The 22,747-nt window shown below is 33.3% G+C and carries 12 protein-coding genes; 1 reads left to right on the forward strand and 11 read right to left on the reverse strand.

Features of this window, described 5'->3' with window-relative positions; all coding sequences use genetic code 11:
• Positions 1-116: 116 nt before the first annotated feature.
• Positions 117-3,278, forward strand: a complete 3,162-nt coding sequence (locus BM238_RS08535; RefSeq protein ID WP_090079866.1) for a UvrD-helicase domain-containing protein — start codon at positions 117-119, stop codon at positions 3,276-3,278.
• A 55-nt stretch (positions 3,279-3,333) separates the two neighbouring features.
• Here the strand turns inward: BM238_RS08535 and BM238_RS08540 are convergent, their stop codons facing one another.
• The 11 genes from BM238_RS08540 to ruvA form a co-directional block, all read right to left on the reverse strand.
• Entirely contained in the window at positions 3,334-5,271 is a 1,938-nt protein-coding gene (locus BM238_RS08540) for a DUF3857 domain-containing protein (RefSeq protein ID WP_090079868.1), read from the reverse strand.
• Between the two features lie 22 nt (positions 5,272-5,293).
• Positions 5,294-7,177: a DUF3857 domain-containing protein gene (locus BM238_RS08545; RefSeq protein WP_090079870.1), complete on the reverse strand. Its 1,884-nt coding sequence runs from the start codon at positions 7,175-7,177 to the stop codon at positions 5,294-5,296.
• Between the two features lie 120 nt (positions 7,178-7,297).
• On the reverse strand, positions 7,298-7,711 hold the full coding sequence (locus BM238_RS08550; RefSeq protein WP_090079871.1) for a hypothetical protein: 414 nt from the start codon (positions 7,709-7,711) through the stop codon (positions 7,298-7,300).
• 162 nt (positions 7,712-7,873) lie between these two features.
• A complete protein-coding gene (locus BM238_RS08555; protein ID WP_177205448.1) occupies positions 7,874-8,872 on the reverse strand; it encodes a hypothetical protein in 999 nt (332 codons plus the stop codon).
• 133 nt (positions 8,873-9,005) lie between these two features.
• Positions 9,006-11,660 carry a 4-alpha-glucanotransferase gene (locus BM238_RS08560; RefSeq protein ID WP_090079873.1) on the reverse strand — a complete coding sequence of 885 codons (2,655 nt, stop codon included), beginning with the start codon at positions 11,658-11,660 and terminating at the stop codon, positions 9,006-9,008.
• 180 nt (positions 11,661-11,840) lie between these two features.
• Positions 11,841-12,158: a type II toxin-antitoxin system RelE/ParE family toxin gene (locus BM238_RS08565; RefSeq protein ID WP_090079874.1), complete on the reverse strand. Its 318-nt coding sequence runs from the start codon at positions 12,156-12,158 to the stop codon at positions 11,841-11,843.
• Positions 12,149-12,376, reverse strand: coding sequence for a hypothetical protein (locus BM238_RS08570; RefSeq protein ID WP_090079876.1), 228 nt, complete (start codon positions 12,374-12,376; stop codon positions 12,149-12,151). The genes BM238_RS08565 and BM238_RS08570 overlap by 10 nt, the downstream gene beginning before the upstream one ends.
• 312 nt (positions 12,377-12,688) lie before the next feature.
• Positions 12,689-14,176 (reverse strand): cysteine--tRNA ligase, encoded by a 1,488-nt coding sequence (cysS, locus tag BM238_RS08580; RefSeq protein ID WP_090079879.1) that lies wholly within the window; start codon positions 14,174-14,176, stop codon positions 12,689-12,691.
• Between the two features lie 41 nt (positions 14,177-14,217).
• On the reverse strand, positions 14,218-14,883 hold the full coding sequence (folE, locus tag BM238_RS08585; protein WP_090079881.1) for a GTP cyclohydrolase I FolE: 666 nt from the start codon (positions 14,881-14,883) through the stop codon (positions 14,218-14,220).
• A gap of 145 nt (positions 14,884-15,028) precedes the next feature.
• Positions 15,029-22,099, reverse strand: a complete 7,071-nt coding sequence (gene sov / locus BM238_RS08590) for a T9SS outer membrane translocon Sov/SprA (RefSeq protein ID WP_090079882.1) — start codon at positions 22,097-22,099, stop codon at positions 15,029-15,031.
• Positions 22,100-22,102: 3 nt separating this feature from the next.
• Positions 22,103-22,687, reverse strand: coding sequence for a Holliday junction branch migration protein RuvA (ruvA, locus tag BM238_RS08595; protein ID WP_090079885.1), 585 nt, complete (start codon positions 22,685-22,687; stop codon positions 22,103-22,105).
• Positions 22,688-22,747: the final 60 nt, after the last annotated feature.

Consider the following 22,747-nt stretch of genomic DNA (forward strand, 5'->3'; position numbering starts at 1 on the left):
TAACCAGACTTAACTTTAATTAAGATTTTTTGGTAAAAATTCTCTCTTTTTAATCATATGATCTTACCATAACTTTTTTAATTTTCCCTAAATTGCAGTAATTCAATTTAAAATAAATGCAAACTTATTTCGCCATCAACGCTTCCGCAGGATCCGGAAAAACTTATAATCTGGTGCAAAAACTTTTGATGATCTGCCTGCAGTCGCCGGATAAGTCAGACGGAATCAGTCATATTTTAGCCTTGACTTTTACCAACAAAGCAGCGAATGAGATGAAAGCGAGGATTCTCGGCTGGCTGGAAGATTTTACCAAAGAAAATTTTAAGGAAAATACGGAACTGCTCGGAATTCAAACAAAATTTAAAGAAAAAAACATCAATATTCCGCTTGAAGAACTTCACCGCCGATCAAAAAAAGTTTTAGATTATATTCTGCACCACTATTCCACTTTAAATATTGGAACAATCGATAAGTTTAATGCGCGACTCGTCCGAAGTTTTTCTAATGAACTCGGTTTGGCGCAAAACTTTAATTTAGAGATTCAAAGTGAACCTTTTCTAATTGAAGCTGTCGATAAAATGCTGGATAAAATTGGCGCAGATGAAACGATTTCTGAAGCTTTTATGGATTTTATTAACTACAAACTTGATAACGAAGAACGCATTTACATCAATCAAAGTTTATATAAAAAAGCGAAACAATTTGTCAGCGACGTTCATTATGAAGAACTAAAAAGTAACAAAGATTTTAACTGGGAAATCTATGATAAAGTAAAAATAAAACTTAGAAGTGAGATTGCAGAACATCAAAAAATTACAAAGGAAAAAGCCAGTGATATTGTCGAACTTTTAAAGGAAAAAGGTTTAGAAATTCCTGATTTTTCAGGTGGAAATGTAAATGGTTTAGCTAAATTTTTTATAGAATATTTAAAGTTTTTTAACGGAAAAAGAAAAGATTTTCCTTTTCCCGGTGATGAACAAAAAGCACTTTTGATTTTTGAAAAAGGCGCTTCAACAAAAGGGAAAAGTAAAGAACATCTAATTTTTGAAATTCAGGAATATCTTTTAGAGGCCAGGAAAATAATTATTAAAAATTACATTTCTGCCATTAAAAAAGAAAAAATCCTGCAGGAATTATTACCATTAAAAATCAACAAAGAAATTCAGGATCAACTGGCATTAATCGAGGAAGAAAATGATCTGGTTTTACTCTCAAAATTTAATGTTTTAATCAATGAAAATCTTAAAAACGAACCGTCTTCTTTTATTTATGAAAAAGTCGGTACAAAATACGATCATTATTTTTTAGATGAATTTCAGGATACTTCTAAAATGCAGTGGGACAATATTTTACCGCTTCGCGATCATACGATAAACTCTGAAGATAATACCTTTACTTTAGTTGGCGATCCCAAACAAAGCATCTACAGATTTCGCGGTGGCGAAAGTAAAATAATGCTTGAAATTTTAAATAAAATCGAGAAAACTAATGTTGAAGTCAGTTTAGAAAACCTGGAACATAACTGGCGAAGTGCAAAAAATATCGTTGATTTTAATAATGAACTATATGCATTTTTATCTAAAGATTTAGCCAAAGAACACGCGGAATTATTCAATGAAAGCGCGTTTCAAAATCCTCAGAAAAAATTTTTAGGACGCGTAAAAGTAAATCTTCAAGAACACAGTTCAAAAAATGCAGAATTTTTCGAAACGGCAACAGCGCAGATGCAGAAAGACATTCAGGAAATTCTGGAAAATGGTTTTGGCTTGTCTGACATTACGATTCTTTGTCGTGGCGGAAGTGAAATAAAAGAATTTTCACAACTTTTAGGGAAGCAAAAAATAGTTTACAATGGCAAAGAACAATACATAAAAACTATTTCTGAGAAAGGTTTAACACTGGATCTTTCGAAAACCATCAAAGCTTTAATTGAGTTTTTGCACTGGAAAATTCAGCCAAAAAACCGACAGCATTTGGTGAAATTATTCTATTATTTAAATGAATCCGGTCGTGTTTACATTGAAAATTTTACAGCGGAAATGCTGAAAGTTTTGAATATCATTGATCAAGAAGAACTTGAAAATTATATTTTAGAAAATTTTCAACTTAATCTAAATCCGAAAGAACTGCCAAAATTAAACCTCTATAATGAAATAGAATTTTTCGTGCACGAATTTTCGGTAAAAACTTTTGAAACCGATTTTCTTTTAAATTTTCTTGAAATGCTTTATAATTACAGTCAAAATGCGGGAAATACTTTAAAAGATTTTCTGCAATACTGGAAAGAAGAAGCGCATAAAATTTCTATTCAGGCGAGTGATAATGTAGATGCAATAAAATTGATGACGATTCACGCGGCAAAAGGTCTCGAATTTCCGATCGTTTTTCTTCCCATGAAAAACAGCAATAAAGACAAAAAAATCAATAACTGGCTACAACTTGAAGGCTATGAAGAATTAAAATCAATAAACATTGATGGGTTTTCTGATAAACTTGAAAGTTATGATGATGAAATAGCTGGTTTTAACGCAGAAAATATTTACAAAAATAAAATTGACCGTTATTGCCTGCAATATGTAGCGACAACAAGACCAGTAGAACAGTTATTTTTTTACCTGCAATGTAACAGCAAAAGCGGGGAAAATTCCATTGAATTGCTAGATTTCATTGCCACAAAAAATCCGGAAAACTTAATGGAACTGGAAATTTATCCGGAAGCTGATGGCTCTTATAAAAAACAAAATATTAAAAAAGAAAAAAAATTTAATACCAAAAATATCAGTTCGTTAACGGAAAAAACCTCAGCAAAAAATAATTTAAAAATAGCCACGCCTTCCAAAAATTATCAGGTGAGAAATGAAAAAGTACGTTTGGGGATTTTTGCACACGAAATTTTAGCTAAAATAAATCAGGAAAAAGATGTTGATTTTGTTTTGGAACAGTATGTTTTAGATGGAAATATTACACGAAATGAAAAAGAAATTATTTCGAAAAGGCTTTTAGAAATCGTTAAAAACCCTGCAAATGCTGATTATTTTAATGCTGATCTTAAAATTATAAATGAAAAAGATATCTTAATTTCAGAAAATGGTATTTCTGAAAATTACCGCCCCGATCGACTTATAGAAACAGAAAATGGCTGGTTGATCGTTGATTTTAAAACAGGTGAAGAAACCGATGAGAAAAAGAAAAAATATGAAAAACAGGTTCAGACTTATAAAATGGTTTTAGAAAAGCTGGGGAAAACAGTTTTAAAGACTGAAATAGTTTATGTTTAAACCAAAAAACTCTGCTAAATTGATCAGCAGAGTTTTTTGTATTTAATAAAAAATTTTATTTTTTAACCGCGGTTACAACCTGACCTTCCAGTTTTGTAATATTATCAAAAATCTGCTTAAAGGCAGGATAATATTCCTTCGGGTAAGTGGCATCATCAATGGAAGTTGTAGTTGTTACAGTAAGTTTATTACCTGCCTGAACAACATTGTATTCATAAACAATTTCGTTCTCTTCTGTACGGATCTTTTTTGATTTTGGAACATTTGAAAAAGCATAACCTTCAGGTAGTGTAATGGTCACTTTTTTTATTCTGTTGTAGGCAGATAAAAATTCTAAAGGGGCTTTTCTTGGCTCGGTCTGATCATAATCATGGTTTTTCGTGTATAAAAAAAGTAATGGATTAAAAACCAGTTTACCACCAATCGCATCAACAAATGTATCAGAATCAAAATCAAAGGATGTAGAAAATGCTTCATTCTCTGCAGGACCGGACTTTATATTTTTGTAAGGAAACTTATATTGATTTTTATATTGCTGGAGGTACGTATCTTTATTTTCACTATAAGATTCATTATTAACCATCGCATACATATTATTGTCGGTGTCAGAAAAATGACCACTAAAAGTACCATCATCATTCAATTTAGCATCTACTGCCAAAATGGTCTCGCTAACGTATGGATAAACGACATTCAGTTGTTTTGCCTCTTTTTCTGTCATTAAAAAACCATATGAATTAAAAGCGCGTGGCGGAATCGTATTTTGACTGCTAAATTTACTTGTTGCGTCGTAAATATAGAATTTTTCTCCAGTTTGTACACATGCGATCACATAATTTAAAAGTGTCACCGAAGGTGCGTAGGCTGTAAGAAGACCTTTGCCTACAGTAGATAAAACAATTGGATCGCATTTTAGCCCGGCATCTTTCATAAGCATCACTAAAAGCAAATTGATCTCAGCACTATTGCCTATTTTTGAGGAGATGAGACTTTTTACGCCTTTATCAGTATATAAAGCTAATTCATTGCTCCATTTATATTTATTTTGAACAAATTTTAAGATAGCATTTGCACGGTCTAAATCTACCGGAATTGATTTTATATTAGCAGGTAAAATATCTTTCACTGCGTTCATTTTTTTAAGCTGAAGACCAAAATCCTCATTATCATAAAGTCTTTTTCTTATATCTAACCAAGTTGAGGAAAAGTTAGTAGTGATATTATTTATGACACTGGAGTTTATTTCGGCTTTTATTGACGTTTTAAAGTTGTCATTATTTTTTACAAAACTCTCTTCTTTATACGCAGGCACATTATCGTAGGCAAAACGATAACTGTAATGATCGCCACCATAAATAGTTTTTTCTTCAACTTCCCTGTATGTTGGCGAAAGTGACCCTTGATAATTTATAGTATATCCCAGCTGTTTGGGCGTCTCAAAAACGTATTCTATATATTTTACTGGAATATCTCTTTCTATCATCACTTTGGGAATAGCGTAGTAAAAAGGTGTTTCAACCGTATATTTATATTCGATAACGGAACCGTTTTTTACGTCCGCAAAAGCAAATTTTGTGATATTGTAATTTTTGTCTTCTGTTGATTTAAATTTAGAATCTTTCTCAACTTTTGTTTCCTTTACCCTTCCGTTTTCAAAATTATAAGTAGCAGCTTTTAAATTGCTGAGTTTCTCACGATCGCTCCCAGTTGAACTTTCATACAACGGAATTTCAACATCAAGATAGTCGTTGGCTTTTTCCTTATCATAAATTTTCACACGGCTGACAATGTCGTTATACATATTGCCGTTGTAGTCAATTCTGTAATGATAAGATTTATATAAAATTTCTGCTGGCGCGTCAGATTTGATTGATGGTGTCATATTTTGCACATCCGCATCTGTTAATTTTGGTTCAACCAAATAGGTGTGTTTTTGGGCAAAAAGACTTGCACTGCACATAAAAGTTGATAAAAATAATAGTTTTATTTTCATTTCAAATATTTTTTTTAAAATTTTATAGCTTAGTAATTAAAACTTTGGTATTGTCAAGGCTCGAAGTCTTTTTGCGGAAATCGACGTAATTCTGATATTTTTCCTTAGGATAATTACCTCTGTTTATGGTTAAAATTCGGTGTACCATCAATTTTCCATTTTCATTTTTAAAAGATATTGAATAAGCACCAAACTCTGATTTTAGGTCCTGATCCTTTGGCATTTCTGAAAATTTATAACCTGCAGGGATCTCAAACTCTACGCTATAATCGTCCTGAAAAGGAAAAGAATTCTCGAATGGTAGCTTTCTATCAGGATCTGATGACAACATTGTGCTGCTGTAAAAAGGCATTACGCGGAAAAAAATATCATCGCCTAATTTTTTAGAAAAATCTGAAGCCGTAAATTTAAGTTCATAATTAATTTCAGCATTATCCCGGTTATTAAATAAATTTTCAACATTTAAATTTTCAATATGAAGATTGCCGTGTCTGTTTTTTAATGATTCTTTTAAGTCAGAATTATCTTTAAACAGAAGTCCCATATTCTGATCATACTGTCCACCGGTAAAAGAAAATTTTGAATCCGTATTAATACTGTTGTCCAAATTGATCTTAATTTTAGAATTTAATATTTCCTTACTGTCTTCCGGTTTGTAAACAGGCGTTTTGATCAGATCAATACCATCTTCTTTTACGGCCAAAACATTTCTGTAATTCGAAGTGTACATAAGATGATTAAAAGCAACATTTTGTGAAGTGTTTTCCAGCCAAATAGGTTCTTTTTCTGTAGGAATCATTAAGATAGCATGATTACCGGCAATCTCAGTAAAATCAGGATCAAAAGATTTTGCGGATTCATTGTCATTTATTACACAGTAATATGCTTTAATTCCGGCAGCCTGTAAAAGTGTTCTCATGTAATTGGTTAAAGCTTTACAGTCACCGTATCCTTTTTTTCGGACATCATCCGCAACCATCGGTTGCCATCCGCCAATTCCCATCGCTACAAAAATGTAATGGGTTTTGCTTTGCATATACTGATATAATTTTTTAACTTTTTCAGCAGTTGTTCCTGTTAAATTTAAATCGTTCACTTCTTTTTGAATTTCCGGTGTGATCTGGGAAACTGGCATGAGCAGATCATTATAATACCATTTACCAAAAGAATTCCAGGAAGTATTATCGCCCTCTCTTCTTGCAAGACTGAATTTTTGCATCGCAAAATCTACGTGCGGCACTAAAACATCAATGCTTGGTGCCAAAGTTTCTTCCTCTAAAGCAGGTATATTTTGATAAGTATATTGCGACATTCCAGCAACTTCAGACTTGGAAACTTTAGCCAAAAAAGTATCATAAATTTTAGAATTTAACTGAATACCTGATTTATTATTAAATGTGATCTGTGATTTTTCAACCGCTAAATTATATTTATTTAAAGGTCTGAAATTTAGAAAAGCCGTATTTGATGTGCTCGTTGTAAAAGAATATTTTAATGTGTAAGGATATTTTCCCACAACAGGTTTTAGGAACAAAACCCGATCATCTACATACAGCGCATTTGAGGGATTATTAGAAACGTCAGAAAAATCTTTTTTGGAAAATTTTTTAACTTCCTTACCATCTTCGTCATAAATAATGACTTTTATATCACTTACTCTCGTTGTAGGATTGTAGGGAATTCCGATCACTGAGAAATTTTCACCACTTGAACTGAGAATACTGATGGTAGTTTCCTCCGTAATATCCATGTCTTTTACTGAATTAACAGTATAATTCTCCGTATGATTTCTAATAACAGCGTAAGCATTTTTACGTAAACTATCAGAAATTGAGGCAATGGAAAAATTTTGAGCGAGAGTAAAAAGAGGAAGGAAAAACGGTAGAATATATAATCTGCGATACATTAATTTGTTAATTTTATGTTAAAACAAATATATAGAAAAATATTAAATTATTGAATAAATAACAAAAAAATAGCGGAGTTTAAAAAAACTCCGCTATAATATTAACAAATATTTATCGATCTATTTAGATTCCATTGTCATTGGCGATCCACCTTTGTGCATCATTTTTTTTCCTTTACCTTTTGCCATTTTATCTTTCATATTGGTTTGCCATTTTGAATATTGATCTGGTGTAAGGATTTTTTTCATTTCTGCCTCGGCATTTGCTTTTTTTTGCATTCTTGCAGTTTTGTCTGCCGCCATGTTTTGCTGATGATCTGCCATTCTGTTTTGTTGAAGCACTTTTAACTTCGCTACCTGATCATCTGACAGGTTTAGCTCAGTTTTCATTTTATCAAAATGCTTTTGTCCGCGCATTTCCATATTTTGTTTTCCATCGCCACGTTTCATTTTGGAAGTTGCGTTTGTTGTTTGCTGTGCCATTGCGAAAGTTCCAAATCCTACTAAGGCGATACTAAAAAGTAATTTTTTCATTTTATTTATTTTATAATTAATAATTAATTATTGTTCGTTTCTTTGATACTATAAAGTTTATAAAGTTAATCGCGAATTATCACAAAATTTGTTAAAGTTTTTTAAATATTTAGCAAACTTTAAGTAATGCTTTTGTTTGCTAAAATATTTGTTTTAAAAATATCATCTTAAGCCGCCTCCACGAATTCCTTCACTTCTTTTCTCTCCGCCTGATCTTTGGGTAGTATTTTCACTTGATTTGCGGGATCCGGATTCAGTTCTAAAACCACTATCATTCCGCTGATTTCTTTGACTTTGTACTTGTCTTTCGCCATTTTCGCCAGAATTTCTGCCATTTCTGAAACCGCCAATGTTATTTGGTGAAGTAACTTCATTTCTTTGTGGCGTGTTATTCTCAGCTGATGAACCTGATCTTAAACCACCTGATCTTACTTCTGGTGAAACAGTATTGTCTCTTAAAAATGGAGAATTTTCAGTTTTTATACCATTTCTAAAACCGCTGCTTTCTGAAGACTTATTCTGACTCAAATTATTTCTGTAATTTGGATCATAAAGACCGTTTCCTGCGCGGTTATCTCTATAAGTATCTCTATCAACTCTATATTTTACAATATTTACATTTCGATATTGAGTTCTCACATGATACCGCGGCACATAATAAGTTCTTCTGTAATTTTGAAAATAAACAACCGGATTATAACCATGGTAATAATGATTTTGAAAATTTATAAAAATCGTAGGTCCAAGAATAAATTTTAAAGCATTAAATCTCTCATAATACCATCTGTCAGGATTAACTCCGTAGTACGCATTCCAGGTATTAAAGTTTTGATATCTGTTGTTGATATAAATGATCTGGTTGATCTGATTTCTATTCAATCGGTATTGTCTGAATATCTGAGGCCAATTAATAGAAACAATACTTTTTCGGTAATCATTGTAGTAGCTTTCATAATAACTTTGTGGGTAATAATCGCTTGGGTAATCATAATAATAATCATCTGGATAATCGTTATCATAATCATCATAACTATTACCATAATTATTTGAATTATTGTAACTATTATTAGAGTCTCCCCAACCATTGTAAGACTGATTTTGCTGTGCAAAAGCTAAACTTCCCACCATTAGCAAAGAACAAAAAAGGATCTTTTTATACATGATTTCTAAATTTAAATTATTTGAAACAAAAAACCGAAAAGTCTGTTTTCCTGCTCATTTATTAAGATGTAAAAAAAGAAAAGAAGTTAAACGCAATGTTTAACTTCTTTTAAAATTATATTTTTTATTTACTTTATGACCGTTTAGAATCAACGATCCAACTTGCAATCTTCGCAGAAAAATCTTTTTCTCTAACTAAATTTTCTAATGATAAATGCATTCTGTATCGCCAATAATGAGGAAAAACATCAGGTTGATTGATTCTTTCATTATCCATTTTTGGATTTGTTAATTTACTTTCTAAAGCAAAAAACTCCTGGATCGGGAAAATCGCAAGCATTGAATCATTATACAAATGCTGCTTCATAATAATTTCTGCCAAATCCGCCGTTAAATCCCAAGGTGCAGTTCCATATTGATTAAGTTGATTATTGAAATATTTCTGTGTCAATTCTCTGTCTTCGTGCCACCATTGGCGAAGCGTGGAACTATCGTGAGATGAAGCAGTTACCACATTTAAATAACCCGCATATTTTGGATTATAAAACGGAACATTGTCAGACGGCATTCTTTGTACTTTCAATGCAACCAATCCCAATCTGTCCATAACTTGCGGCACACAATCTGGCACCAAGCCCAAATCTTCCGCGCAAATCAACATATTTGTTGAATTTAAGATCGGCGGTAATTTTTCCATTCCGCTTTTATACCAAAGTCCATATTGTCGTTTGAAAAAATAATCGATGTATAAATTATAGATCTGTTGCTTTTCCCAATCATTTAAATATCGGTAAGAATCAGTTTTGTGAACATTAAATCTTGGATGATAAACATAATCACCATCGCGTTCTTCCTGCAGAAACAAAACATTCGCACATAATCTGAACAATTTTTCTTCTTTCCAATCCTGTGGATTTTCTACAAAATAATCTTTCAGTTTTCTTTGCGTGTCAAATTCTTCTTTAAAGGTGTAATTTCCATTAAAGTGATTGTTCATAAAATGTTCAGCAACTTCAGTTTTTGAATCGCCGAAATATTTCCAGAGAATATCTTCGTTAATGAATGGTTTGCAATATCTGTCAAAATTAAAAGGAATATTTCTCGCGCCAAACTCCTCCATTCTCACCGGAACTGCTGGATAAAAATAACCTAAAATTCCCTGCGTTGCGCTCATCGGCATTCTCCAGATTCTGAAAAAACCAAGAATATGATCAATTCTCATCGCATCAAAATACTGTTCTAAGGCCTTGAATCTTTTCTTCCACCAGGCGAAATTATCCTGCTTCATAACTTCCCAATTGTAAGTCGGAAATTCCCAGTTTTGTCCTAATTCAGAAAAATTATCTGGCGGCGCTCCGGCTTGAAAATCCATCCCAAATAATTCCGGTTCTGCCCACGCTTCCACGGAATATCTGTAAATCCCAATTGGCAGATCACCTTTAATGGAAATTCCTAAATCATGTAAATAATCGCGCGCCTCAGAAAGTTGCAAATGAAGTTGAAACTGAACCCAACAATGAAGCATTACCGTTTCAAATTCCTTGTGCTTTTCGGCGAACATTACATTTATTTTGCCTGCAATATATTTTTTATGCGTTTTCCAGTCGTTAAAATTTGGCGTTTTATATTTATCTCTTAAAAGGCAAAATGCAGCATACGGAAAAAGCCAGGATTCATTTTCTTTAATGAAATTTTTGAAGTTTTTTTCCTTTAAAATTTGACTTTTATGTTCTTTAAAAATGATTTTGAGATAAGACCATTTAGAAGACATTACTTGTTCGTAATCAATTAATTCACAATTATTTAAATCAACTTTCTCTTTTAAATATTTTGCTTCAGATTTAGAATCTAATTTAAAATCTAACTTTTCTAAAGATAAGTATTGCGGATGCAACGCGTAAACAGAAATTGCGGCGTAAGGATAAGAATCTGTCCAGGTGTAATTTGCGGTTGTGTCATTTATTGGCAAGATCTGGATCATTGAAAGTTTACTTTCTTTCGCCCAATCTCCCAGTAATTTTAAATCAGAAAATTCACCCACACCAAAACCATTTTCACTTCTCAAGGCAAAAACCGGAACGGCAACGCCTGCTGCGTGATATAATTCCTTAATTCCAAATCTAAAAAAATGATCGGCTTTTATGTGTAATAAACTTTCTTCTTTATTTGCCGCGCTCCAACGGTTATTTCCAGTTTCCATCGCAATGATCTTACCAGTAGTTTCATCTAAAATGGAATATTTATATTGAAAAGGATAATCAACCAAGATTTCTGCGGCAATTTCCCAGATGCCAAAATCGGTTTGGTGCATTTTTAAAGCAGTTTCCGCATTCCAGTTTTGCAGTCCATCCACATTTCCCATTAAAACAATCCGCCAGTTTTTATTAAAAAGTGGTGCTTCCAAACGAAAAAGATGCGTGTGTTTTTTTAAAATACTTACTTTCTCCTGCTTAAAAGGTGTTAAAGTATTTTCTAAAATCTTGTTGTGAAGATAATTCTCTGGGAAGTTTTTTAAATTCCAGACATCATAAATCCTGAACTCTTTAAAGTTGTTTGGAAAGTTTAAATAATGCGCAGAATATTCTTCATCCAAAATATTATCAGACTGATTTTTAAGTATATACCTGTAAGAAATAGATTTTGAATAATGATCTAACTCAAAGGTCCAGGTGTTTGCGCCTGTATAATTTAAAACATATTCTCTGATTTCCGCTTTTTCGTCTGTAACCTGAAGAATCATTTTTTCGCCAAACTTTGTGTCAAAGTTGATATTAAAGTACAGTTTCATGTATTTTTTAATGTTTGTTTTGCTGTGCTAAAGTAAGATTTTTAGTAAGTTTAAAAGCAACAAATCAAGATTATTTTAAAAAAATAATTATAGTTTAATTATTAACAATCAATACTTTACAAGACTCACTTTGAGACATAAAAAAACTCTTTTAATATTTTAAAAGAGTTTGGTGTTTTTCTAATTTCGTCGTTGAAGTTTTACAGGATTTTGTCTCGAATCGAAAACATCTGTAATCTCAACCCTATTTTTGTCTTTATTAAACCAATAAATTATTTTATAATTTTTAAAAACCAAATATCTAAATTCCTCTTTTCTCTCTAAAAGTAATTCTTCTTTTTGCCCGATTTCCGTTTGAAAATCTAACGAATTTCCTTTCATTAAGATTGCTTTTACTAAATTTTGTGCAATTGAAGGACTCGCTTTTAATTTGTAGTAATCGAATATTTTTTTCAATTCGTTCTTAGCAAATTGCGTCCAATAAACTTTTACTGCCATTCTTTAATTTCAGAGAGTAATTCACTTGATTCTGTGACTCTGTCACTTTTAGAATCTTCTAATGATTTATCAATTCTTTCATTAAATTCTTCCATCGTAAATGGTTTAAAATCATCATCTCTATTATTCAACAAACTTTCTAAACGAGAAATTAATTCCTCACTTTGAACTTTCAAAAATTCTTGAACAAATTCGATTTTACGAGTTTGAATATCCATTTTACAATTATTTAAATCAAAATTACAAATTAAATTTTAAAACTTAATTTGTTAAATCTTTACAATTTTCTTTTTAAAAATTGACATTAGACATAACAATAAAAAACTAATTGCACTTAAAATTTTAAAGACATTAATTTCTTTACACAAATCATCTCCCGTTATTAAAGAAATGCAATCATTCATATTTTCTGTTTCATATTTTAAACTAACCATCATATTAAATATTTCAAAAATAAAAATTGGAATTAATACGATTAAAATAATCAGAATAATTTTGTAAATCTTTTTATTCATTCTTATTGGTTGATTTTAATTAATCGAATAACTCGTCCCTTCTCTTCCATCTTTCAACTCAATTCCTTCGGCTAATAAACGATCACGGATCTGGTCAGACAATTCAAAGTTTTTAGATTTTCTCGCCTGGTTTCTAAGTTCAATTAAAACCTGCAAAGTCTGGTCTAGTTTCGCATTATTATTATTTTGTTCTAAATTTTGTAAACCTAAAACGTCAAAAATGTAAATATTTAGAGCCTTTTTTAAACCTTCTAAATCTTCGGAAGTGATTTTTTCTTTGCCTTCTTTTAGATTAAAAATAAATTTAACGGCTTCGAAAAGTTGCGCTATTAAAATCGGACTGTTAAAATCATCGGCTAAAACCTCATCAGACTTTGTTTTCCAATCACTGAAGTTGAAAGTTGTCGATTGTTGGTTGTCAGAAATACCATCAACTGGCAACTGATAACTATTAACTATTTTCACCGCTTCTAAAAGTCTTTGCAAACCTTTTTCACTCGCAAGCATTGCTTCATTTGAAATATCTAAAACGCTTCTGTAATGCGCCTGCAAAAAATTAAAACGAACAACCGAAGGATGAAACGGTTTTTCAAAAAAATCATTTTCACCAGAAATTAACTGTGCCGGTAAAATATAATTTCCAGTTGATTTACTCATTCTTTGTCCGTTCATTGTGAGCATATTTGCGTGCATCCAATAATTTACGGGTTCAGTTCCGTTCACGGCTTTTCCCTGTGCAATTTCACATTCGTGGTGTGGAAATTTAAGATCCATTCCGCCGCCGTGAATATCAAATTTTTCACCTAAATATTTGGTACTCATTGCAGTACATTCCAAATGCCATCCGGGAAAACCAGGTCCCCAAGGAGAATTCCAACGCATAATATGAGCCGGCGAAGCGCCTTTCCAAAGTGCAAAATCTGGTGGATTTTTCTTTTCAGATTGGCCATCTAAATCGCGTGTATTTGAAATCAGATCTTCGATATTTCTTTTAGAAAGTTCGCCATAATTCAAACCTTTTGCATTGTACGCCAAAACATCAAAATAAACCGAACCGTTGCTTTCATAGGCAAAACCCGTATCTAGCAATTTTTGTGTTAATTCAATTTGCTCTAAAATATGTCCGGTTGCAGTTGGTTCAATCGTGGGTGGAAGTAAATTAAATTCCTCTAAAACTTTATGAAAATCGACCGTGTATTTTTGTACAATTTCCATTGGTTCTAATTTTTCCAAACGCGATTGCTTTACAAAACGATCGTTATTCACATCGCCATCATCAGTTAAATGTCCGGCATCAGTGATATTTCTAACGTAGCGAACATCGTAGCCGAAATATTTTAAACTTCGGAAAATGAAATCAAAAGACAAAAAAGTACGAACATTTCCGAGATGCACATTGCTGTAAACCGTCGGTCCACAAACGTACATCCCGACTTTATTTTCATGGATAGGCTTAAAAATTTCTTTTTCTGAAGTGAGTGAATTGTATATTTTGAGTTGCATTTTGCTTATAGTTGTTGGTTGTTAGTTGTCGGTTGTCAGTTTTAATCAATTTTCGCGTGGCTTCCAACGTAATGTAAAAATTCCTGTCTTGTGATTGGATTGCTTCTAAAAATACCACTTAATTCGGCGGTAATTGTAGAACTCGCAGTGTCTTTTATGCCACGACAATTCACGCAAAGGTGTTTTGCATCGATAATACAAGCAACATCTATCGTGTTTAAGGCTTCTTTCAAAGCATCGACAATTTGCATCGTTAAACGTTCCTGAACTTGTGGTCTCTTAGAATAATAATCAACTATTCTGTTAATCTTAGAAAGGCCGATCACTTCACCGTTTGAAATATAGGCAACGTGCGCACGACCAATTATCGGTAAAAAATGATGTTCGCAGAAAGAATAAACGGTAATATCTTTTTCCACCAACATTTGGCGGTATTTGTATTTGTTGGAAAAACTTGAAATCGTTGGTTTATTTTCAGGTAATAGTCCGCCAAAAATTTCATTAACATACATTTTTGCGACTCTTTTTGGGGAATCTTTCAAGGAATCATCGGTCATATCCAAACCCAAAGTTTCCATTATTTTACCAAAATGATGTTGAATAATTTCAATTTTTTCCGCGGGTAATTTATCGAAAGCATCTTCTCTTAAAGGCGTGTGTTCTTTTCCGGTGAAAACGTCATCATCATTATCTAAAAAATCCTGCATTGTTTAAATTTAGATAACAAAAATAAGGATTTAAAATAAAAGAAAATCCGTGTTTATAAAGATTAAATTATTTCATTTTTCCATTATTTTTACGAAAAAAGCCAAAGAAATTAATCCCTGGCTTTTAAAATAATATTTAAATCTATTAAAATCCTGCTCCACCAAATGTGAATGTTGCCGTTAAACCTGCTCTCACAGTAGAAAGTGGAAAGGCTGTAGAAATTTTATATTTGGTCATTAACTGGTTGTAAAAGAATTTTAAATTAAAGTTTTTCGACATGTTGTAATCTGCGGCAAGATTAACCGAAACCAATTTTTGACCGCCTGTCACCTGAGAATCATTCTGTAAAATATTGGTAATTCTCGTCTGGCTGTCGCGGATTGCAAAATCGCCACGAACATTAAGGTCACTTTTTACTTTTTTCTCTTTTCCCTGAAAATTAAAATTAAGTACCAGATCTTTTAAAATATAGCCAAAACCAACCACATATTCTTTACCGGAATCTTCTGTTAAAGTATGGTTGATCAATCCTAGTAAAAACGCGCGGTCTCTGTTATACATCACCCGCAATTGGAAGTTGTTACGCATCGTAAAATCTGCTCCAATGAGTGGCGCAAAAGCTTCAACATAACCGACTTGCGAAAAGGAATATTTATTGTAAAAATCCCCAAAAGTATCGCGGTTATTTGAGCCGTTACTTTGCACATTGTAAAAATCGATACTGCTTTGGACGCCCGTTGCTGTGTAAGTTGAAGTATAAGAGTGAAGTATATCAAATTTAGAAAACTGATTATTAATGATCGGAATATTTTTTAAACCAGAATAGGTAATACGCCAGTTTGGTAAAGGAAAGCCGGATTTTTTAGCATCTCCCACGGCATTTGTACCTTTTTTTCCTTCAATTGCATTTTGAAAAGCTGGTACTAAAACATAGGCATTTGCCAAACTACGCCCATCTGTAAAACCATCTGTATTTACAGTTCCGCCATAAGACTGTGAAATCTGTTGAGCGTTTGTAATAATATTATTAAAAATAGTTTTTCCATCTACAAAAGCCGTTTTAAAAGTCCAGGCAGTTCGTGAGTAAGAAACGAATTCATTACCATAAGAAAATTGAAAACCTAGTGCATTTTGATCTGCATCAACATTAAAACCACCTTGCGTAAAGTTTCTGTTATAATTTTTTAAAATATTAAAATCTATTCTAAGATCATTTATCGGCATTACCTGGAGATTTGCAGTGAGGTTTTGACTGTTTAGTTCTGAATATGGATCATTTAGCAAAGGATTAATGGACAACCAACCCCGCTCGATCGCGATTCTTCTAATATCTGCCTGAGAACCTAAAAGGAAACCGTAAGTCGGGCCGCCCAAAGTTTGACCGTAACCAAAGGCATTTGGCGCAGAAAGTAAACCCGGAAGCACTATTCCATTATTTTCATTGTAGGAAATATCAAGTTGCTTTATTGAAGTTAAGGCAAATGCAACAGCTTGAAAAGGCGTTAATTTATTTTTAAATTTATAATTTTTAAAAGTATTTTTTTTGTTCTTTTTACTCCACGCCTGCGTGTAAACATTATTTAATGAATCTATTTCCTGACGGCGTTTCTGCAGGGTAATGTTCATTTTCTGGAAGTATTTAAACTTGCTGAAAAATTTCGGAACATCTACTGTAGAAGTCGCTACGATATTGTTGGTATTTTGACCAATACTTCCCAAACTTCCACCTGGACTGTTCAGTAAAACAGTTGATCGCGCGCTCCAGTTATACTGAAAACCATACCCAACTTCTGCATTAATAAAATCTACAAAAGGGAAATATTCAAACGGCAATCTGTAATTCAGCTGAACTCTGTGGTTATATAAAACCGGTCTTCCCGCGCGCAAAGGATCTCTGAAAATGGACGTGGTATTTAAGTTATTCACGTTAAAATTATCATTCAAAGTTCGGGTTGCAGAATTAATTTCAAGTTTTAAAGATTTAGTAAAATTAAAACCAAGCCCATATTGCCAGCCAAAATAAAAATTATTGTTCTTGATAATATCAAAATCCTGACCTGGAATTCCTGAAATCAACGCATCGACGTTTCTAAACTGAAGTTCATTATAATTACGATCAACTTCCGCGCGCAAAGTCAATCTTGTAGGAATTGGGTTAAAATTAACCTCTTTTAACCAGCGAAGATATTTGTAGGATTTTGCGGTATCGCTGATCATTTTATTGAACGGTCGAATTACAAAAGGTTTAAAACTATAATTGTAATCTGCAAAACCACGTAAATACTGACGGTAATTTCTCGTTGTATAAATATCACGGAAAAAATCATCGTTGTAAATAGTCGTTAAAGAGACATTTTCTACATCGTAAAATTTAGGTTTTTTTACCGTATTTACACGCTCTTTTCTCATATTTACCACGCCGATACTTCTTTGCTGGGTATAAGTTCTGGCAACTTTTTTTAATTCAGCATTATTTCTTGCTTTGCTGAATTCAATGTCATTATCTAAAGGATTGTATTTTGGATCCTCAATCGTTTGTGTGTAAGAATAATTAACGGGAATTTTTAAACCTAATTTTTCAGGTAAAAATTTATCAATATTTACCGCGGTATTTATACTGAAAGCTGAATTATCATTTTGTGAACGTTCTGCAGGTTTTTGCGTGATACTTCCAAAACCGATAGTTGAAAGTGCAGCATTTGCATTCACCGTCGCAAAATCGCCAAGATTAAAATTTAAGGTAGCATTTCCTGCATAACCTCCTTTGTTATCAATCCCTGACAAACGCATTTCGTCCACCCAAAGTACCAGATCTTTGGGTCCCGGAAGTGGCGCCGCTTTTTGTCCACGGTTATCAAAATTATTTCTAACCCCAATCATTACCGTTGTAATACTGCCTAAACTTGGTCGTCCTTTTACGTAAATCTTTTTGTTGGCATCGCCATAAGTCGGATCTGTGTAACGTTCTGTTATTGCAAATGCCTTATTATCATCTCTGTTTTGCTTGGCTTCTACAAATCTTTGTATTTCCAGATCGACATTATTTTCAATTGGCCAAATGTCTAAAGGCGATCTTGCATTTTGCGCGGTATATTTTAAAGACGATTCGTATTCATAATAATTGTCCGTGGCATCGCTACCAAATCTGATAAAGAATTTTGCATTTGGATCAAGATCGCTGGACGTTAAATTTTTAAGATCTTCAGCGTGTACAAACAACTGTAGATTTTTATAACGCCGCATATCAAGCTGCGTATTTTTAAAAACACCTCTTGCCTCGTCTTGCAGATCAGTTACTTTTAAATAAAGTGACGCTTCATTTTGTCTTTGCGCACCTGCATTTCCACTTAAAACCTGTCTGTCAATTCCCGGAGGCAAAACGTAAGGCGGCATTCCGCTGGAATTTTCTTCTAAATTAACACTTCCAACATCAAAATTATTATTTTGTGTGATTGGCGCTGCGGTTCCTTCATCCGGAGCGATAACTGAGGAACTAAAAATATTTTTTGTATAAGCGCGCCAGTCACTTCTTACAAGATCGAATGTTCCGAAACGTAAAGTCGAAGTCTGGTCAAAACCTTTTACCAACATTCTGGCAAAACGCACATTGTTTAAAATAGAATTATCATGAGCGCCTGAATCCTGGTCGTACTGATCTACAGGAATTCTGAAAAGATACCATTTATTAGTACCTGTTTGTCCGTTTTGAAATTTTACCTGAACCTGGCGCATATCAACAATATTGTTTTGGCCAACTACTAAATTTGTTTTGGCTAAATCTACCGTATATTGGTTATAATTTTCACTTTGATCTAAATTATAATCGCCGTTCGCATCTTCAGCATCAGGTGTTTGCGTAGAAACTTCAAGAGAATTACTTTCTGAATTGCCTTGTGGATTTCTAAAATATCGGTATCTGTCAGTTAAAGAAGATGCAAGTGCTCCCTGAAATCTATCTGATAAAAAGTATAAAAAATCATCAGACGCTGGATCATTTACCTGCGTCACGGGATTGACAGCTGTAAAGTTGTATTTTTCACTTTCCTGTTCGTCGCTTAAACCGTCTAGACCAAGATCCTGAATTGTTCGTTCTGCACCTTCCGTAGAAAAAGCATATAAAATAGGAAACTGATTTGGCTGAATACCAAGATTTGTTGTCGTTGTATTTGATGGAACATTCGGCGTTGGCAATCCGTTTTCATATTGAAGTTTGCCATCTTTTAAAACATCTTCAGAAACATTTCCTAATTGTAATAAAAGTTTTGGTGCTGCGCCTAAATTTTTCCCGTCTGCATAAGGATCCATCATCCAAAATTCAACGTATTGAATATTAGAATTAACAAAATTAGAAACAGAGATCGGACGCATTAAACCTGCCCATCTTTGCTGTGTTCCTTCTGCAGCCGGATTAAAATTATACGGTCCTCTTTCGGTTGGGTAATAACTAATGTCAAACGTATTTAAAAAAGTCTGGTCACCGGCAACGAAATCTCTGTTGTTAAAAAGCTCTGATAACTGTACGCGCCTGGAAGCATGATTTGAAAGTGCGTCTGCATTGATACCGTTTGGCGCTCTTCCGCCAACACCGTAAAATCTTGGGTCAATATTATACCAGGAAACTAAACCTCTTCCGAAGCCGTTTTTGATATTGTCGTTTGAACCTGCATCCATAAAAACCGGATCATCCAGATTTTGTTCAGGTTTTGAAGCCAGACTCCAGGCAGCGGGTTCTTTTAAAGAAATTTTTGAAGTGGTTTGTTCGAAATCATCAATGTAAGATTGATCATTTGTTCCTTTATTTTGTCCGGGAATTAAATAAGCGCCTTCTGCCTGAAAATTTAAGGTAGAAGGTGCCTCCGTTTTTACGAAAGGAATTTTATTAGTCAGTCTTGTTAAAAAAGGCAATTGATTATTATACAAAATATTAAAACCAGCCATCGTATTATTAACCGCTTCTTCGCCAAAATTTACTTTTTGTGTTAAAGGTCTTTCTGCATAATTAACCACCGTGGCGCCAAGCGTTAAATGGTCATTAAATTTGCGTTCTAAATTTAAGCCATAAAAACTTTTTCGCTGAGTATTAAAATTAAGCTGATTTTCTAACGAAATATTGATCGCCTGACCGGAATTTTTCACCGCTTCGTTGATGATATTAACAGATCCTAACAAATAATCTACCGTGTAATCCTGTCCTTCAACTAACTGAACACCATTTGCGGTTACTTTTACAGAACCTTGTGGCACATTAATAGCGCCTAAAGAAATACCGCTTCCCTGCGTTCCTTTATAACGACCTTCCAAAGTATAGCGCAGCGCAAGATTACTGTTCGTCGCGTCGGATTTTTGTAAATTATACAAATCATTAAAGACAAATTTAGGATCATTCGTTCCTAAAACATTCTGAAGATATTGTCCGAAAGGTTTCGCTTTGGTAAAAATTAATTTGCCATTTTCCGGATCAATGGTTATTCCCGGCACAAAATCAAAAATACCGTCACCAAGTTGACCGCCACTATTTTGCAGATCATTATTTAAATTTAAACGGTCCCAGTTGAATAATTTTAAAAGGTTGATATCCTGAACAGATGTTTTAGGCAAATAATTTACTTTCCCGCCAGAAGTTTGATCGCGGTAAAAAACATTCATGATAAAACCATCAGAATTAATTTGATTGGCGTTTATCGGGTAAATATTTTTCATCATCAAATCCCACATCGGCGAAGTGGTTTTTGTAATGCTGTTCGGTTTTAAAAGTTTGGTGATAATTACCGGGCTGTCTTCAGAAAACTCCCCAACTTTATAAACCCTGTTGTCTCCATTGATCGTGTAAGAATAGGCTACGGTTAAAAGCTGATTGTCATTAAGCCTTTGGGATAAATCTATATAACCAAGCTGCGCATTAAATTTAAATTCTCCACTGCTTAATCGTCTTGATTTTCGGTTAAAAATAAAGTTTTCACCATCCTTATAAGGTTCTGTTCCGCCGTTTGCGTTCGGTAAAACCTGATTATTTATGGTATTATAAGCCGTATTTACATCGCGTAAACCCGGACCTAAATTAACTAAAGTCTGGTAAAGATTATTTTGATTGTTATCCGGTGTTCCAGTAACGCCGTCGCCAAGATCACGAATTCCGACAACGCCTTTTTGATCCTGCAAATTTCCTGAACCCTGATCCAAAACCCAGACTTCAATTCTTGTAATATTAATTCTGGAATTGATCTGCGGATAATTTAAAAGTGAAGTATCATAATTATCAAGGAAATAATGTCCGATGTAATAATGCTGATTATCTTCATAATCAATGGCGTTTATCTTAAAAGTGTTTACAACGCCACCGCCCTGAACTACGATATTTCTAGCTTCTCCCTGTTGTTGCGACAAAAGTAAAGTTCCCCTTGTTTTACCCAACTGAAATTCTGTTTTTAAACCAAATAAACTTTCTGAACCGCGAATTAAACTCGTAGAAAGTGGCATATTAACATTTCCAAATTCTATTCTTTTGATGATTTTATCTTCGCCTCCGGTTGTTTTATCGTTTAAACCTTTACTTTGAAGATCCTGCCAGGTTCCTTTTGCCTGATAAACTAAATTTAATTTATTCTCAAAAGCAAAACCACTTTGAGTATCATAATTCGCTTTTAACTGTAAATTTTCACCTACTTTTCCCAATAAACCCAGCTGGATTCTTTGCTGAATATTAACCGCGAAACTCGTTCTGTTTTGAGGAAGAATTAAAGGATTGTCAATTTTTTGATATAAAATACCAAGATCAAAAGACGCAAAACCCTGCGGAATAATTTCTATTTTGTCACCGCCAAAAATAGTTTGAAATAACTGATTTTTGATCCTCACACTCGGAACAAAGCCTTGTTTTAAAGCTTCCGTCTGATCTTTCCTTGTAAGCAGATCATTTTTAGTGGATTTTTCCTGATAATAAGACTTTAACTGATTTGATTTTATGTACGCAGAATATTCAGAAGGCGTCATGGCGACAGGATTTCCCGTCACTAAGTTGCCCACTTTCGGGTACAGATAATACATATTGCTTTGAATATCGTAGAAAGCATCGTATCTCACGGGATTTGGAAGGCTGTAATTTCTCCTTACACTTGTGCTGTCTGCAGGTAAATTTTGCGCCCAACTTTTAGCAAAACCGAAGCATAAAAATGCAAATATGATCAGTTTGTACCAAAATATATTTTTTTTCTTCAAATGTTAAATCTTTTTTAAAATCTGCTTCACCAATTCTTCCGTTGTAAAGGCAGGATTTTCTTTTAAAATTCTGTCAGCAATCTTCTCGCTCATCTTTTTAGGAATTCCTAAAACTTCTAAAGCAGATAACGATTCTTCTTTAATTTTATTATCTGATATTTGAGAAATATTTTCTTCAGAAAGCCCGAATTTCTGCACCTTATCCCGCAAATCTACAATAATTCTTTCAGCGGTTTTAGTACCTATTCCTTTCGCCTTTTGTATCAAGCCGCTGTTACCCGATTGTATAGCCGAAGCGATCTCCTGAAGGCTAAAAGTTGACAACATAATTAACGTTGAAACGGCACCAACTCCATTAACACTTATTAACAGATTAAACATTTCTTTTTCTAAAAGAGTGTTAAAACCGAAAAGTAAATTGGCATCTTCCCGAATGATTTGTTGAATATAAATAAATACATTTTCACCTGGTTTAATTTTGTCTGAAGTCTGTAAACTTATACCAACAGCATAACCAACGCCGTTGCATTCAATAACACATGATGTTGGTTGAATTTCTAAAACTTTTCCTCTTAAAGAATAAATCATATTTCTAATTTGGGCAAATGTAAATAAATATTATAAGATTGGGAATTGGGTTTTAATGTT

This window comes from Halpernia frigidisoli (assembly GCF_900113805.1).
Classification (GTDB): Bacteria; Bacteroidota; Bacteroidia; order Flavobacteriales; family Weeksellaceae; genus Halpernia; species Halpernia frigidisoli.